This window comes from Gracilimonas qinghaiensis, assembly GCF_046602855.1.
GTDB lineage: Bacteria > Bacteroidota > Rhodothermia > Balneolales > Balneolaceae > Gracilimonas.
Window position 1 is genome coordinate 1,824,872 of sequence record NZ_JBKINJ010000001.1, and the last position, 14,877, is coordinate 1,839,748.

Below are 14,877 nucleotides of genomic sequence, written 5' to 3' on the forward strand. Positions count from 1 at the left end.
GTGTATATTATGTCAGGATTCAAATGGTATAAGGAGCTCATAAATCAGTTTTAAAACATAAACCCGTGAAATCTTGTTCGTATATTTAAAGGCTGAGTGACACAGATCTGGACGCTTTGAAAGACTTCGATCCGGGCCTCTGTGGAATTCATAAATAAAAATTATAATTAGAGAATAATGGCACAAGGAACAGAGAGAGACCAAATAAAATCCGGACTAAAAGTGGGAATCGTTCTGAAAAGAGATCAAAGGTCCGGAAAGATCACGTACGGAACCGTCAAGGATATTTTAACCAACAGTGCTACTCATCCGCACGGCATCAAGGTACGACTTGAAGATGGACAAATTGGCCGGGTGAAAGAGATCGTATGACGATAACTGATTTCAATACAACCACCCTCGAACTTGAAGATGACTACGAGGGCCGTGTGATAGCCACACTGATTCGTTCACCCAAGAATAAACCGGGTAACAAACCTGTACTGTATTTGCATGGTTTCAACGATTACTTTTTTCAGACCCATGTGGCAGAACAGTTCAATGAAAATGGTTACAATTTCTATGCTCTGGATCTCAGAAAATATGGGCGATCTTTGCTTTCTCATCAACACCCAAACTACTGTAGATCGATCACAGAATATTTTGAGGAGATAAATCGGTCAGTTGAGATCATTCAGGATAAGGATGATCAGAAGATCATAATGATCGGTCACTCCACAGGTGGGCTCATAGCCTCTCTGTATCTCAACATCGGGAGATACAAGGATGAATTTGACCGACTCGTATTAAACTCACCTTTTTTGGATTTCAACATCAGCTTGTTTCAAAGGATCTTTTTGCTCCCTCTGGCCGGTCCTGTATCAGCTTTATTTCCATATGCTGCCCGGAAAAAGCCTTTTTCCCATTTATACGGTGCAAGTATTTCAGAGTCAAAACACGGTGAATGGGTTTACAACAAAGACTGGAAACCCATGAATGGTTTTCCGGCATATTTTAAGTGGATCTATGCTGTGAACCGTGCTCAGAAAAAACTCCGAAAACAATCATACATCAAAATACCTATCCTAATTCTTCACTCAGAGAGATCATCCAGGCCCGATAAATGGAAAGATATCTTAAAACGATCTGATATGGTGCTGGATGTTAAGCATATCCGGAAATACGGGATAAAATTGGGGCCGGACGTTTCTTTGTTAGCCATCGACAACGCCATTCATGATGTATTTTTATCTCAGAAAGAAGTCCGGGATCAGGCTTTCTGCAAAACCTTTGAGTGGCTTGAGAATACAAACCACGAGACCGCAGAGTGATATCAGTATACGCTTTGAAAAACATTTTTATACAAAGACCGCGATAAAGATTAGCTGTCTTTCCATAAGAATACCAAGATGCTACATGAGTTTCTCACGTATTGGATGCAGCTCTTTTACCCATTGATTAACAATGAACTCGTTATCTTTGATCCAGTTCTGAACCGCTCTTTGTTCATTATTAGGGAAAGTTTGTAACTCATCCATTAGGGTTCCCAACTGTTCATTTGTAAGCTTATATCGCTCAAAAAATGTTGCTGCTCTTGAGTTCTCTTCTGAAAAACCCTCTCTGGCCAGGGTATATATTTGTTCGGTCTCACCAAATACATTTTCAGGATCATCAAGAAACCTGAGTTCATACCGATTCATGATCCAATGTGGAGTCCATCCTGTAACAACAATAGGCTCTCTTCTTTTTATTGCATTACTCAAAGTATCGGTCATCATCTGTTCACTCCCCTCCATAAGCTCTGCAGACAAACCATAGCTCTCAATAGCAGTCTTAGTAGCTTCCATTACCCCGGCTCCGCTTCCAATACCTATGATCTGATCTACTACACTGTCCAATTCCCCTATCGTTTGAGCTTCTACATAGTTGGGTACCATTAACCCGGTTCGTACGGTCTCAACATTTACGCCCAAATTTTCAAGATCAGCTCCATAATTATTCATGTAAGTTTTGTGAGTTTCCGGTAACCAGGCATCTACAAAAAGATCGTAATCTCCACTTTCGATTTCCCTAAATACTGACTCGATATCGGTCATCTTAGTTTCCACTTCGTATCCCAGCTCCGTTTGCAGTATTTCCGCAGCCAGATATGTCATAGCCACTCCCTCTGACCAATCAGCATAAACTAATCTGATCTCTTTTTTTTCTTCTTCCTCACCCATGTTTCCACAGGCACCCAAAACTCCCGTAAGTAAAACTAAACAAGCTAAAAAATATCTCCCTAAATGACGTCTCATACTTTCTCCTTTGTGGTGATAAAACAATTAATTATACCTCTAATATAGGGGAAACAGAGAAAATGTAAAGTAAAAGAACCTTTATCATGGTTATAGTAAATTCCGGTGTTTTGCTTTATCCCTTCGAATGTTTCAAAAAGGGATGCGGTTAGTTTATCAAACTTCATTAAAAAACCATGCTATGTTAAGATCTGCTGCTATTCTGATCATTACCTGTTTACTTACGGCCTCATCTGTCTTTGCCCAGCTCAATAATAATCCTGATACCTTCGAGACTGAAAATGGGGACCTGAAAGTGCATCCAATCCTTCACGGAACTGTGATCTTTGAATGGAATGATGTTGATGTTTATGTGGATCCATGGGGGTCGGCCGATCTTTATGAGGGAAAATCAGAGCCAGAACTGATCCTTATCACACACCCTCATGGTGATCATCTGAGCAATGAAACCCTGGCTGCCCTCAATACTGAAAATGCAACCTTCATTGTGCCACAGGTTGTAGCCGAACAGATGCCTGAAAAATATTCCGAACAAGTTGTCATTCTTAAAAACGGGGAAACTTATTCGCAAAATGGCATCAAAATAAAAGCTATTCCAATGTATAATCTACCAAACGAAGGTGCCCGCCATACTAAAAACTGGGGTAATGGATATGTTATCACAATGGCCGGACAAAGACTTTATGTATCTGGAGATACTGAAGACATTCCTGAAATGCGTCAGCTTGAGAAAATTGACATCGCTTTTGTGTGTATGAACCTTCCCTATACAATGGATATATATCAGGCTGCCAGTGGAGTTCTGGATTTTGAGCCAAAGGTGATGTATCCATATCACCACCGGGGTCAGGATATCGAGCGGTTCAAAGAAGTGGTAGACTGGGAAGGTAAGGATATTGATGTCCGCCTTAAGAATTGGTATCCGGAGCGGTAAATTTCACATCTATTGGTATTAAATCATACCTTCAAAACAAAAAATACAAGGTATGGATTGTACTCTTTGTTCAGCAGAACTCGAACCGTTTTACTATTACGAAAAGGAAAGTCGCAACTATCTTCGTTGTCCAAATTGTAAAGCAGTACTGATGGACAAAAAAGATTACCCTACCACTGATGAGGAGATCATAAGATATGAGAGCCATAACAATGACGTAGAGGACCCCCGTTATCAAAAATTTGTATCACCTCTAGTCAATAAGATCCTGGCCAATTTTAGCCAAGATCACAAAGGACTTGATTTCGGAGCCGGCACCGGTCCGGTGATCACTAAGATGCTAACAGACGAAGGATATGATATCATTACATACGATCCTTACTTTGATAATGATAAAACCGTATTTGATCAAAGATTTGATTACATCGTTAGTTGTGAAGTGATCGAACACTTCCATGAACCTTACACAGAATTTGAAAGACTCAGAAAAATGCTGAAACCCGGTGGCGCATTATTCCTCAAAACGGATGTTTATACCGAAGACAGAGATTTCCACGCCTGGTATTACAAGAGTGATGAGACCCATGTGTTCTTTTATCACCCATATACATTTAAATGGATAAAAAATGAATTTAGCTTTAACTCTTTAGAAATTGATGGTCGACATATTTCACTATCTGCCTAAAAGATCAAAACTGCCCACATAATAGTTTGGATCTACAGTCAGGTTGTTGTTATCCAAAGATTCAATCCCTAATCGCTGCCATGATGTAGTTGGATAAAGCCTTGTCTCCTTTCCATTCAGCGTAACATCAACTGGCAGATCAAAGCCTCTAACTGCGTTACCCCATCGATAAGTGAATCTTCCATTACGAAATGCATATTCTAAAGTTGGTATCCGTGTGTCACGCAGGTATTGATCAAAAACCCTGGACAGATCCCTTCCAAAACTGTTGCTGATAAACTCCTCTACCTGCGTTGAGTGCACGGTTTTATGATAGAACTCACGGTTCAACCCCCGCAGTGTTGCTCTCCAAAGGGAATCGTCATCAGCAACCTGACGAAGCGTATGAAGCAGGTTCCCACCTTTGTTATACATATCTCCTGAACCTCGATGATAAACCCCATGTGTCCCCATTAAAGGTCGGTCATTCAAGATCCCAAGCCTTAATCCCTGCACATATTCATTGGCCGCTTGAGTCCCAAAGTGATAATCCAGATACAGGCTTTCGGAATAATTGGTAAAGCCTTCATGTACCCACATATCTGCCACATCAGCATAAGTGATGTTATTGGCGAACCATTCGTGGCCGGTTTCATGAATAATGATGAAATCAAATTTCAATCCCCATCCCGAGCCACTCAGATCCCTTCCGCGATATCCATTCTCATACCCATTGCCGTAGGTCACCGAACTCTGGTGTTCCATTCCCAGATAAGGCGCTTCCACCAATTTATAACCATCCTCATAAAACGGATAGGGGCCAAACCAATATTCGAAAGCTTCCATCATGGGTTTAACCTGCTTGAACTGCTCCCTGGCTTTTTCTTCATTCTCACGCAGCACATAATAATCCAGGGTCAAGGCACCATTTTCACCATCATAGGTTTCACCAAAGTGCACATAATCCCCGATGTTGATGTTGACCCCGTAATTGTTGATGGGATTATTTACAAACCAGTTCCAGGTTTTGGTCCCATCTCTGTGTTCATCCACCCGTTCTAACCTGCCATTAGAAACATCCATCAGGTCACCCGGTGTTGTAATGCTAATTCTCATACTGTCAGGTTCATCATAGGGATGGTCCTTATTTGGCCACCATACACTTGAACCGATACCCTGATTTGAGGTAGCTACAAAAGGTTTTCCGTTACTGTCTGTTGTCCATGTGAAGCCACCATCCCAGGGTGGATTATCAGCCACCACCGGTCTACCGAAATATTCTACCACTACCTTATTCACATCTCCTGTTACCTGTCTTTTATTCAGCTTCACAAAGAAAGCACTCCCCTCCCTTATAAAATCCAGGTTTTCTCCATCTTGACTAATGCCGGTGATCTTAAGCGGTTTCTGAAGATCAATTTGCATGGTTTTACCCGGCTCAAGGACTGTATACTGGATGAGATTTTTTCCGGTAATGGCACTATCTGCAATTTGAACTTCAACTTCCAAATGGTAATAATTAAGATCCCACCATGCTCTTTCTTCGGTAATGCTGCCCCTCAGCGTGTCTTGCCGACTAAAATTATTCTGCCCATAGACTTCACCTACCCACCACATCGGCAAAGTCAATAGAATAACTAAGCTCATTTTGAACTTAATGGTGGTAATTTTTATTAGGTTGCTGAACATAGTAAAAACATTACAAAACGACATATAATTGATATATCTAAACATCTGCATAAGTTGTTTTAGTTAATTATTTATATAAAAGATAAACTTTTTAAGCCTGCACTACTTCGTTATATTTGAAGCGAAGTAAAATTTAAGAGAATTACTTAAAACACATAACTGAAAGTGCAATAACTGCTGCATTTCACCGTGTTCTCCTCCATCTGCTTTCACGGAGAGTTTTCTAGTTTAATTAACATAAACTGTAACAATCAAAGTCACAGAATTACAATGAAAAAACTTACACTCTTCATTACTTCAATATTCATGCTTATTCCTGCATACTTATTTGCACAGGATGATGAATCATCGCTAAGCATTGGTGGTGCTGTTCGTTATAATGTTATTTTGACCGATTATGAAGACGGCTCAATAGATAACAATGACGGACAGTTTACATGGGACACGTGGAGAATAAACGTTAATGCTGAAAAAAATGGTGTCAAACTGAATTTTGAGTATCGGTTCTACCCAACATTCAATACACACTTTGTGAAACAGGGTTGGTTAGGATATGACTTCGATGAAAAGAATAATATTCAGATCGGTGTTACTCAAGTACCTTTTGGCAACCTTCAGTACAACTCACATAATTGGTGGTTCCAAGGGCCTTACTACGTAGGTCTCGAAGATGATCATGATATGGGTATCAAATATACACATACAGCCGAAAAATGGGACGTTATGGCTGCTTATTTCTTTCAGCCGGAACCTGCAGGACCTGCAGGCGGATCGGCATCATTTGGATTCGGAGGCTCCGGACGTTACTCCTATGATATTGTACCGGCCGGGAATCAGACCAATTATGAACGGAATCAACTCAACCTGCGAACCACAAGAACTTTTGAGATCACCGAGGGTAACATTCAGCTTGGTGTAAGTGGTCAAATTGGTCAGATCTGGAATCAAGTCCAGGATGAAACAAGTGGCCGTTATGCCATTGCTGCCCATACTGATATCAATTATGGAAACTGGAATTTCAAAGGGCAATTTACCAATTTTGGAATGGATGCAATAGATGACAGCGGGCAATCTATTGATGCTGTACAAATGGGCGCATATGGATCACCTTATGCTGTTGCAACCGAGATGAGCATGTATTCTGCCGGACTCAGTTACAGCCATGATGTTGATTGGGGACCTATCACTAATCTGAATTTTTATAATGACTACACGTATTTTCAGAAAAACATTGATGGTTACAATGATGCCCATCAAAATGTGATCGGATTCTTACTTTCTGCCGGAAATGTATACACCTATTTTGATATAGCCCGCGGAAGTAACCATCCCTGGTTAACTGAAAACTTTGGTCAGGGTCTTGGACAGGGTGTAAACGATGCACGCTGGAACACACGCTTCAACATAAATATTGGGTACTACTTCTAAATATTTAAGGGTCCGTGAAAGAAACGGACCTTTTATTTTAAGGCTTTTCAAATAAAAAATAATAGCCTTACAACGCCAAAAGAAGTTGCAACTGAAATTTGAATATAACATCTAATATGGCCGCAATTACTGTTAAGAACTTATTTAAAATTTTTGGGAAGAAACCCGAAAAGGCACTCCCATTAATTGAAGAAGGTAAATCAAAAGATGAGATCCTGAATGAAACGGGCAATACCATTGCGATCAATGATGCCAGTTTCGAGGTCAAAGAAAAGGAAATGTTTGTAATTATGGGGCTTTCAGGAAGTGGAAAGTCAACTGTATTACGCTGTCTCAACCGCCTTATTGAACCCACTAGCGGAACCATCATGATCGGCGATGAGGATATCACTAAAATGGACAAAGATCGGTTGCTTGAGTTGAGGCGAAAACACATGTCTATGGTATTCCAAAATTTTGGTCTTTTCCCACACCGAACCGTAGCCAACAATGTTGAATACGGGCTCGAAATTAGTGGAATGGATAAAGATAAAAGGAAAGAAAAAGCCTATGAGGCACTTGAGATCGTTGGACTCAAAGGATATGAAGAACAAAAGCCAAGCGAGCTGAGTGGAGGTATGCAACAGAGAGTTGGATTGGCCAGAGCCCTTGCTAACGACCCTGAAATACTGCTGATGGATGAAGCCTTCAGTGCACTTGATCCACTTATAAGGGCTGACATGCAAGACGAGCTTCTTGAACTTCAGGCAGAAGTTCATAAAACTGTTGTATTTATCACTCATGATCTGGATGAGGCACTTAAGATCGGTGACAGGATCGCAATCATGAAAGACGGTTATGTAGTACAAGTTGGCACACCGGAAGAAATTCTGACTAACCCCGCCAACGATTATGTAAAGGCCTTCGTGCAAAATGTGGATCGCACAAAAGTGATCACTGCGCAAGCTATCATGAGAAAAGCACCGACGGTTCAAATACCAAAAGACGGACCTTCAGTAGCTATTCGTAATATGGAAAAAGTTGGGGTATCCACAACCTATGTGGTGAACGAAAACCGACATCTCAAAGGCATCGTTACAATTGATGATGCCATAGAACTTAAAGACAGAGATAGCAAAGATCTGCAAGAAATTCTGATTAAAGACATAGAAGTTGCAGGACCGGATACTCCGATAAATGCCTTGCTTTCCAAATCAATCCAATCCAAATATCCGATTGCTGTTGTTGATGAAGACAGTAAATTACTCGGAATCGTAGACAGGGCAACTATCCTGGCCGAGCTAAATGAAAATGGTTCCGGTGAATCTGAATCAGATAAAGAGAAATTCAAAATATCCAGCACATAATTATGATTGATATTCCCGTAGGAGAATTCTTTGAATTCCTTATTAACTGGCTTACTGACAACCTGGGTGGCTTCTTTGATGTGATCACTGTTACTGTTAAAACCTTTTTAACAGGCATTGAGAACATTCTGTTATACCCACATCCTGTTATAATGATCATTTTGCTGGCAGCACTTGCCTGGTATATCTCAGGAAAGGGTGTTGGTATTTTCACGATATTGGGTTTGATATTAGTGGAAGGCATGAATATGTGGGATGGTACCATGGAAACATTGGCTCTCATCATCACTGCCGTATTCATTGCATTGTTAATCGGAGTTCCAGTAGGTATCTGGTCATCTAAAAATGATACCGTCGAAAGCGTCGTAAGGCCTATATTGGACTTCATGCAAACCATGCCGGCATTCGTCTACCTTATTCCCGCTGTATTATTTTTTGGTCTGGGACAAGTACCCGGCATTATAGCAACTTTGATCTTTGCGATGCCGCCGGCTGTACGGCTCACAAACCTGGGCATTAGACAAGTGCCTGAAGAGATCCGCGAGGCAGCCTTAGCTTTTGGTTCCGATAACAAACAAATGCTTTTTAAAGTAGAACTCCCGGTTGCCATGCCAACCATACTTGCCGGGGTTAACCAAACCATTATGCTGGCACTTTCTATGGTAGTAATTGCTGCCCTGATTGGAGCCGGCGGGCTTGGTCAACCGGTGGTAGAAGGATTACAACGCCTTGATATCGGTTTAGGTTTTGAAGGCGGTCTGGCCATCGTAATTCTCGCCGTATTTCTGGATCGTGTGACACAGTCTTTAGGAACCAGGTCGAATTGATACTTAACTTTTTACGAATAAATTGTAAATCACAAATCAAACAAATAAAGAATTATGATAACTAACAATAAATACTTGAACCTGCTTTCGAAGCTAGGCGTTTTTATACTCGCCATTGGCTTTCTGAGTGGATGCGCACAAAATCAAAACAATCAAAAATCGGCTGACTTAGTATATGTCAACTGGGCTGAAGGAATAGCTTACACAAATCTTGCAAAAGCCATACTTGAAGACAAAATGGGTTACGAAGTTGAGATCACATCCGCCGGTGTTGGTCCCGCTTATACAGCCGTTGCTCAAGGTGATGCTGATGCTTTCATGGAAACATGGCTACCTGTTCTTCATGCCGACTATTACGAACAGTTCAAAGACCAGATAACTGACCTTGGAACGGTATATGATGGCACTCAAAGTGGTTTGGTTGTACCAACATATGTTGAAATTGATAGTATATCTCAATTAAACGATGTTGCAGATCGTTTTAACGGTGAGATCACAGGTATTGATGCCGGAGCCGGTATTATGAGTACCACTAAAAATGTGATCGAAGAATACAATCTGGATCTTGAACTGGTACAATCCAGTGGACCGGCTATGACCTCGGCCCTGCAAAGCGCCTATAATGATGAAGAATGGATCGTGGTAACCGGTTGGAAACCTCACTGGATGTTCGGTCGATTTGACCTCAAGTTTCTCAAACAGGATCCTGACAAGGAGATTTGGGGAACGGGAAAGATACATATAATGGGTCGACAGGATCTGGAAAATGACAAGCCTGAGCTGGCTCAGTTTTTATCCAATATGTACTTAACTGACGCAGAGTTAGCCGACCTGATGGTAGCTATTGAAACCTCTGATGAAAATGCTGAAACAGTTGCCAGAAACTGGTTAACTGAAAATGAAGATGTTATTGAAGATTGGATCCCTGAAAATAGTGAAGAGACTTCTATGTAATTCTTCAGATCTATATCTGACTATTGAAAGGAAATGCGTTAGCTCGTGTTTCCTTTTTTATTTTAAAACGAAAGCCTGACTTGAAAACCCAATGAATTTCTGATATTTCCCTGTATCTCATTCAACCCACTGCTTATCAATTGCCGGTCTTCAAAAATAGTGATTCCATATTTGAACCAGATATCCATAAATGATGTGGCATCGTATTTCAGAGAAACATAGGCCCGCTGCCCCTGGTCGTAAAGTACAGTGTTAGACATCACGTACAAAAGATCACTTTCAAACTGATATACCCGGGTGTTGAAACTATCAGTATCAAACAGGGTAACCCTGCCATCAATGCGTAATTTCCGGATCGGCTCAATTCTAAGATCCTGATAAATAAGAAAGCCTGTTTCCCAATCCTCACCGGCCGCTTTGTTTCTAACGACTTCCACCCTGGATCGCATTCTAACTGAAGGGCTGACCTGATACTCAAAATTGGTTCGGATACTGGAACGCTTCTCCTGCCCTAGTCTGATCTCTTCATTCCCTATCTGATTGAGTACGATATATTCCTCATCCTTTATTTCACTCCTCACTAAAACGTACACATTTAAGTCTCTTTTAAAATCGATCTCACCAAGAGCCAATACGTCAAATCCACCTGTTGATTGTGAAGTTCCAAAACGTGGAGCAGCAAACTGATACTGATCAAAATATCCACTAAGGATGACCTTTTGATTTATAATATGTCTTAGCCCAATATAAAAACCTTCTTCGTTCTGAGGGCCGGATGACTGCTCACCAAATCCACTGGCAATGAAAGACTGAAAATCCTTTTGATAATTCCGGTATGCCAGGGCCAACTCTGTGTTGTCTCCAAGTGGGGTTTCTATTCCACTAATGCCACCGTAGCCCCCATTTTCACTACGTGCAAATTCACTGAAAAGAAAACTGTTTCTGATCAAACCCCTGTAATCGATGCCTACCACTGAATGCTCTCTCCCCTCATAGTCATACGCACTACTTAATAACGTACCTTTAGTAATGTAACTGCTGAACCTGTTATAGTATCCTGTTACACCGACAAGCCCGATGGGTGAATCTACCCTTAGCCTCCCACCCGTCGTCATTTGGTAAATATTATTTTTTCGGCTAAGCTCATTATTTGTTCTGTGAAACCCTGTGGAAGTAGGGAATCGAGTGGTATCTACCCCGGTTACAGAGGCTGTTCGTGGTCGCTCTGAATAAAATCCGGTCAGCTCAATTTTATTACCGTAGGAAGCAGCTACACCACGAAAGAAATCGGTTTCCTGAGCGGAAGTGTACGGTTTTATTCCCCGTTCATTCTTTGATATCGTACCCACTACTTCTCGGCCTTTACCAAAAGCCCCGCCACTCCAAAGCACTAAACCCTGACCAAAACTGAGGCTGTAATCCCCCACTACCAGTTCATTGAGTTTTCCATTATCCAAAAGAGCAATATGCCCGGAAGTAAAATCAAAATCTGTCACACCATTCAGTGGCTCCCCCGCATCCTTTTCCTGCGTCAGATTCATAGAAAGATGGTTTGAATTCATGCGAATGCGGTGGTAATATTTCATGGGTGAACCAAGATACCCTCCCAAACTGTCCGGCCGAATGTATCCTTCTCTTTCCTGTAGGTCACGCTGATACCTTGAAAAGACTTCCACCCGCCTGTTCGACAGCCAGTACTCCGGTCTCAAATACATGTCCCGGAATCGTTCACCCGATCTCCCTATTGTAACATACGGCCGCATTCTTCTATATGTGGCGGGACCTATTCCTGACACTTCAAGTAACTCTTCTTTGCTTTCGAATGGTTTTGTATCCCTGTATTCGAGAATAGCACGTGCGATCTTTAGATTTATTCCCGGGATCTGAAGCAGATCATCCAGCTTCCCCCTGTTTATATTTACAGGATTTGCTGCAAGGTCTTCCAGAAACTGAGTGAGTTGCTCTCCGGTCAGATCGGTTTCCTCAGGATCCAGCTCTTCAAAGGCTTTCTCGAGCTGCTCTTCCACGCCGGTAGAATCCTGCCCATAAATTGAAAAAGGTATAAGTCCGCATATCGCGACTAGTCCAAGAGATATGAATACTAAAGAAAATCTCATCTAAAACTTGAGTGTAATATCAAGTCCGGGACTAAAACCCAGTAACTCATGTTTTTGTACCGCAAAATTGATCCCCCACATTTCCTGGCCGTAGCCGAAACCGCCGGAATAACTTAGCGGTTCGGTAGTTACCCCAACTCTCCCTAATAGTCCTTCAAAGATATGGACCTCAATTCCACCCCGGTATGAGACCGGGAACCGCACGTCTTTTGCAACATCAAAGGCAAACAGCGCTATCTCATTGAAACTATAGGTAAACCCAATTATGATATCTCTTGGTAGCTCCTCGTTTATATCCGGGTACTTGGGTTTATTTACATTCGTTGAACGGGCTCCAATCCAAAGGTCTTCCGTCAATTCAGCCGCTATACCCACATCCACACCAAGAGCACCGCCGGAGCCGTAATTTCCCCCAAATGAAATGTGATTGTAGTTTCCGGTAATAGCAAAGTGAAGCAATTGCCACTCATTTTTATAAGCTACACGAACTCTCATTTCGTTATACAGATCGTCACCATACCTATGGAATCCAAATCCGGCTACACCGAATTTTGTAGGAACTGTTGCAGCCGCTGCCATATCGGTAAGTTCCGTGAAGCCATAGTTTCTCAAACCATAAAACCCTACAGTTGTTTGCCTCTTACTCATCATAGCAGGGTTGGCAAAAATCGCCCATTGATAATCATGAACGCCCATGGTTGCTTGCCCCATACCCAATCCTTTAGCCCCCATGATAATTTGACCATGAACAGGAACCGAGAACAGCACTAGAATTATCCCGAAAGTTATTTTATATAGTATATCTTGTATTCGTATCATTGAGTAACAATAAATACTTCATTATGAATACCCCTCTCTTTTTGAATAATGTAATAAAGTCGATCCTTTTTTGCGGAGTATTTTTCTTTTTTTTCACATTTAAAGCAAATTCTCAAGAACTGAATTGTACCGTTGAGGTCAATACGGATCGTTTGGAAGGCTCCTCATATCAATATCTTGACAACCTAAAACCGGATATTGAAAACTATTTGAATGAGTACAACTGGACTGAAACAGATTTTCGGGAACACGAGCGTATAGAATGTCTGATGCAGATCGTGATCTTAAGCGGCACCTCCAATTATCTTTTTAGTGCCGAAACGGTTATTCAGATCCAACGTCCTATCTATAATACTACCACCAAGACTAATACTTTACTGCTGAGTGATAATGGCTGGCAATTCAGTTACCCGGAAGGTCGAAGCATGATACATGATGAATTACAATTTGATGACCTCACCGGCTTTCTGGATTTCTACAGCTACATCATTCTTGGCTATGACTTTGATACCTTTTCTGAATTGGGTGGAACAGAATATTTTGTAAGAGCACAGAATATTCTGAATCTGGCGCAAACGACTAATACCGCTGGCTGGAGCAGAAACTCTAATAATCAGCGAAACAGAAATACGCTGGTCAGTGATCTCAGCTCAGGCAGTTATAATGAATTACGAAGAGCTTACTACAGCTATCACAGGCTCGGTTTGGATAAGTTTATTGACACACCTGAACAGGCGAGACAAGAAATTTTAACAACTCTCAGGAACATTCAAACTGCTAAACGCCGATCTACAAGTAACTGGCTATATGATATCTTTTTTGATGCAAAAGCCAGGGAAATCGCAGGAGTCTTTCAATCTGCAGCCCGTGATATTCGTCTGGAAGCCTACAACATTTTACGACAAACCGATCAGGGACACTTAAGTGAATATGAAAGCCTTCAGAACTAAGAAATTTGTCTCTCGGTTTTGTATATTGGGCGCCTAAAAAAGCGGTTCCATAACTGAAATTTTCAAGCTGAAATCAGAATAGAATGAAATTTTATGTGTGTATAAAGATGGTGCCCGACGTGTATGCACCACTACAGATCAAAGACGGACAATTAATTCAGGATGCAGACCGGATGGTTTTGAATGCCTACGATGCTTCTGCCGTTGAAGAAGCCCTTGTTTTAAAGGAAAAGCAAGGTGGTGAAGTTGAAGTTGTATGTATAGGGGCTTCCAAAGCTTCCGAAACCATCAGAAAAGCTTTGGCAATGGGAGCCGATAAGGCTACTCATATTGTAACCTCAGGAGATGAAAACTTTGACTCAGGTTCATATGCTCGTGTGCTTGCAAAATTCTTTGAAGACAAAGAATACGATGTACTTTCACTTGGAAAACAATCTCAGGATACAGATGCCGGTTTAACCGGGAGTATGCTGGCAGAATTACTGGACCTTCCATATACAACTAACGCAGTGGGCCTTAATGCTGAAGGCGGTAAGTTGACTGTGAAACGTCAGGGTGACACAGGTCAGGAAATGATCGAACTCCCAACCCCATGTCTCGTTACCTGTTCGAATGACATGAACGAGCCACGCATTCCAAATCTAAAAGGAATCATGGCTTCTAAACGCAAGCCCATGGAGCAAGTTGAAATTTCCTCTCTCAGCATAAGTGAAGATGAGCTTAAGGCAAAAACACAAGTTCTTGGTTACGAAGAAAAGCCTGAACGTGAAGCCGGCAAAAAATACGAAGGTGAACCGGAAGAGGTCGCCCGCGAAGTAGCACAACTGCTGGATACCGAAGCAAACGTAATTTAGGCTTCAGCCGTTAGCTTTC

The 14,877-nt window shown here is 41.6% G+C and carries 14 protein-coding genes; 10 read left to right on the forward strand and 4 right to left on the reverse strand.

Features of this window, described 5'->3' with window-relative positions; translation table 11 throughout:
- Positions 1–177: 177 nt before the first annotated feature.
- Both ACKGJO_RS08090 and ACKGJO_RS08095 read left to right on the forward strand, forming a co-directional pair.
- The gene (locus ACKGJO_RS08090) at positions 178–372 is read left to right on the forward strand and encodes a YwbE family protein (protein WP_411322908.1); all 195 of its coding nucleotides are present in this window, start codon (positions 178–180) and stop codon (positions 370–372) included.
- Positions 369–1,310, forward strand: a complete 942-nt coding sequence (locus tag ACKGJO_RS08095; RefSeq protein WP_411322909.1) for an alpha/beta hydrolase — start codon at positions 369–371, stop codon at positions 1,308–1,310. The genes ACKGJO_RS08090 and ACKGJO_RS08095 overlap by 4 nt, the downstream gene beginning before the upstream one ends.
- A gap of 81 nt (positions 1,311–1,391) precedes the next feature.
- Here ACKGJO_RS08095 and ACKGJO_RS08100 read toward each other — a convergent pair whose 3' ends face one another.
- Positions 1,392–2,276 (reverse strand): glycine betaine ABC transporter substrate-binding protein, encoded by an 885-nt coding sequence (locus tag ACKGJO_RS08100; protein WP_411322910.1) that lies wholly within the window; start codon positions 2,274–2,276, stop codon positions 1,392–1,394.
- A 181-nt stretch (positions 2,277–2,457) separates the two neighbouring features.
- On the opposite strand from ACKGJO_RS08100, the gene ACKGJO_RS08105 reads away from it, so the two are divergent.
- Together ACKGJO_RS08105 and ACKGJO_RS08110 are read left to right on the forward strand one after the other, a co-directional pair.
- Positions 2,458–3,210 carry an MBL fold metallo-hydrolase gene (locus ACKGJO_RS08105; RefSeq protein WP_411322911.1) on the forward strand — a complete coding sequence of 251 codons (753 nt, stop codon included), beginning with the start codon at positions 2,458–2,460 and terminating at the stop codon, positions 3,208–3,210.
- A 151-nt stretch (positions 3,211–3,361) separates the two neighbouring features.
- On the forward strand, positions 3,362–3,895 hold the full coding sequence (locus tag ACKGJO_RS08110) for a class I SAM-dependent methyltransferase (protein ID WP_411322912.1): 534 nt from the start codon (positions 3,362–3,364) through the stop codon (positions 3,893–3,895).
- On the opposite strand, the gene ACKGJO_RS08115 is transcribed toward ACKGJO_RS08110, so the two are convergent.
- On the reverse strand, positions 3,884–5,521 hold the full coding sequence (locus ACKGJO_RS08115; protein ID WP_411322913.1) for a M1 family metallopeptidase: 1,638 nt from the start codon (positions 5,519–5,521) through the stop codon (positions 3,884–3,886). The two genes, ACKGJO_RS08110 and ACKGJO_RS08115, sit on opposite strands and share 12 nt — an antisense overlap.
- A 312-nt stretch (positions 5,522–5,833) precedes the next feature.
- Here ACKGJO_RS08115 and ACKGJO_RS08120 point away from each other — a divergent pair, with 312 nt between their 5' ends.
- The 4 genes from ACKGJO_RS08120 (at position 5,834) to ACKGJO_RS08135 (ending at position 10,118) form a co-directional block, all read left to right on the forward strand.
- The gene (locus tag ACKGJO_RS08120; protein WP_411322914.1) at positions 5,834–6,991 is read left to right on the forward strand and encodes a hypothetical protein; all 1,158 of its coding nucleotides are present in this window, start codon (positions 5,834–5,836) and stop codon (positions 6,989–6,991) included.
- A gap of 116 nt (positions 6,992–7,107) precedes the next feature.
- Positions 7,108–8,337, forward strand: coding sequence for a quaternary amine ABC transporter ATP-binding protein (locus ACKGJO_RS08125; protein ID WP_411322915.1), 1,230 nt, complete (start codon positions 7,108–7,110; stop codon positions 8,335–8,337).
- A gap of 2 nt (positions 8,338–8,339) precedes the next feature.
- A complete protein-coding gene (locus ACKGJO_RS08130) occupies positions 8,340–9,164 on the forward strand; it encodes an ABC transporter permease (RefSeq protein ID WP_411322916.1) in 825 nt (274 codons plus the stop codon).
- Between the two features lie 54 nt (positions 9,165–9,218).
- Positions 9,219–10,118 carry a glycine betaine ABC transporter substrate-binding protein gene (locus ACKGJO_RS08135; RefSeq protein ID WP_411322917.1) on the forward strand — a complete coding sequence of 300 codons (900 nt, stop codon included), beginning with the start codon at positions 9,219–9,221 and terminating at the stop codon, positions 10,116–10,118.
- Positions 10,119–10,180: 62 nt separating this feature from the next.
- On the opposite strand, the gene ACKGJO_RS08140 is transcribed toward ACKGJO_RS08135, so the two are convergent.
- Together ACKGJO_RS08140 and ACKGJO_RS08145 are read right to left on the reverse strand one after the other, a co-directional pair.
- Entirely contained in the window at positions 10,181–12,235 is a 2,055-nt protein-coding gene (locus ACKGJO_RS08140; RefSeq protein ID WP_411322918.1) for a ComEA family DNA-binding protein, read from the reverse strand.
- Positions 12,236–13,054, reverse strand: coding sequence for a hypothetical protein (locus ACKGJO_RS08145; RefSeq protein ID WP_411322919.1), 819 nt, complete (start codon positions 13,052–13,054; stop codon positions 12,236–12,238).
- 23 nt (positions 13,055–13,077) lie between these two features.
- On the opposite strand from ACKGJO_RS08145, the gene porD reads away from it, so the two are divergent.
- Together porD and ACKGJO_RS08155 are read left to right on the forward strand one after the other, a co-directional pair.
- Complete coding sequence (gene porD, locus ACKGJO_RS08150) at positions 13,078–14,004, forward strand: type IX secretion system protein PorD (protein ID WP_411322920.1); 927 nt, start codon at positions 13,078–13,080, stop codon at positions 14,002–14,004.
- A gap of 83 nt (positions 14,005–14,087) precedes the next feature.
- A complete protein-coding gene (locus tag ACKGJO_RS08155) occupies positions 14,088–14,858 on the forward strand; it encodes an electron transfer flavoprotein subunit beta/FixA family protein (RefSeq protein ID WP_411322921.1) in 771 nt (256 codons plus the stop codon).
- Positions 14,859–14,877 lie beyond the last annotated feature (19 nt).

Coding starts and splice junctions, on each gene's coding strand:
- ACKGJO_RS08090 (WP_411322908.1), top strand. CDS start 178: ATGGCACAAGGAACAGAGAGAGACCAAATAAAATCCGGACTAAAAGTG.
- ACKGJO_RS08115 (WP_411322913.1), bottom strand. CDS start 5,521: ATGAGCTTAGTTATTCTATTGACTTTGCCGATGTGGTGGGTAGGTGAA.
- ACKGJO_RS08145 (WP_411322919.1), bottom strand. CDS start 13,054: ATGATACGAATACAAGATATACTATATAAAATAACTTTCGGGATAATT.
- porD (WP_411322920.1), top strand. CDS start 13,078: ATGAATACCCCTCTCTTTTTGAATAATGTAATAAAGTCGATCCTTTTT.
- ACKGJO_RS08110 (WP_411322912.1), top strand. CDS start 3,362: ATGGACAAAAAAGATTACCCTACCACTGATGAGGAGATCATAAGATAT.
- ACKGJO_RS08100 (WP_411322910.1), bottom strand. CDS start 2,276: ATGAGACGTCATTTAGGGAGATATTTTTTAGCTTGTTTAGTTTTACTT.
- ACKGJO_RS08125 (WP_411322915.1), top strand. CDS start 7,108: ATGGCCGCAATTACTGTTAAGAACTTATTTAAAATTTTTGGGAAGAAA.
- ACKGJO_RS08135 (WP_411322917.1), top strand. CDS start 9,219: ATGATAACTAACAATAAATACTTGAACCTGCTTTCGAAGCTAGGCGTT.
- ACKGJO_RS08120 (WP_411322914.1), top strand. CDS start 5,834: ATGAAAAAACTTACACTCTTCATTACTTCAATATTCATGCTTATTCCT.
- ACKGJO_RS08105 (WP_411322911.1), top strand. CDS start 2,458: ATGTTAAGATCTGCTGCTATTCTGATCATTACCTGTTTACTTACGGCC.
- ACKGJO_RS08130 (WP_411322916.1), top strand. CDS start 8,340: ATGATTGATATTCCCGTAGGAGAATTCTTTGAATTCCTTATTAACTGG.
- ACKGJO_RS08155 (WP_411322921.1), top strand. CDS start 14,088: ATGAAATTTTATGTGTGTATAAAGATGGTGCCCGACGTGTATGCACCA.
- ACKGJO_RS08095 (WP_411322909.1), top strand. CDS start 369: ATGACGATAACTGATTTCAATACAACCACCCTCGAACTTGAAGATGAC.
- ACKGJO_RS08140 (WP_411322918.1), bottom strand. CDS start 12,235: ATGAGATTTTCTTTAGTATTCATATCTCTTGGACTAGTCGCGATATGC.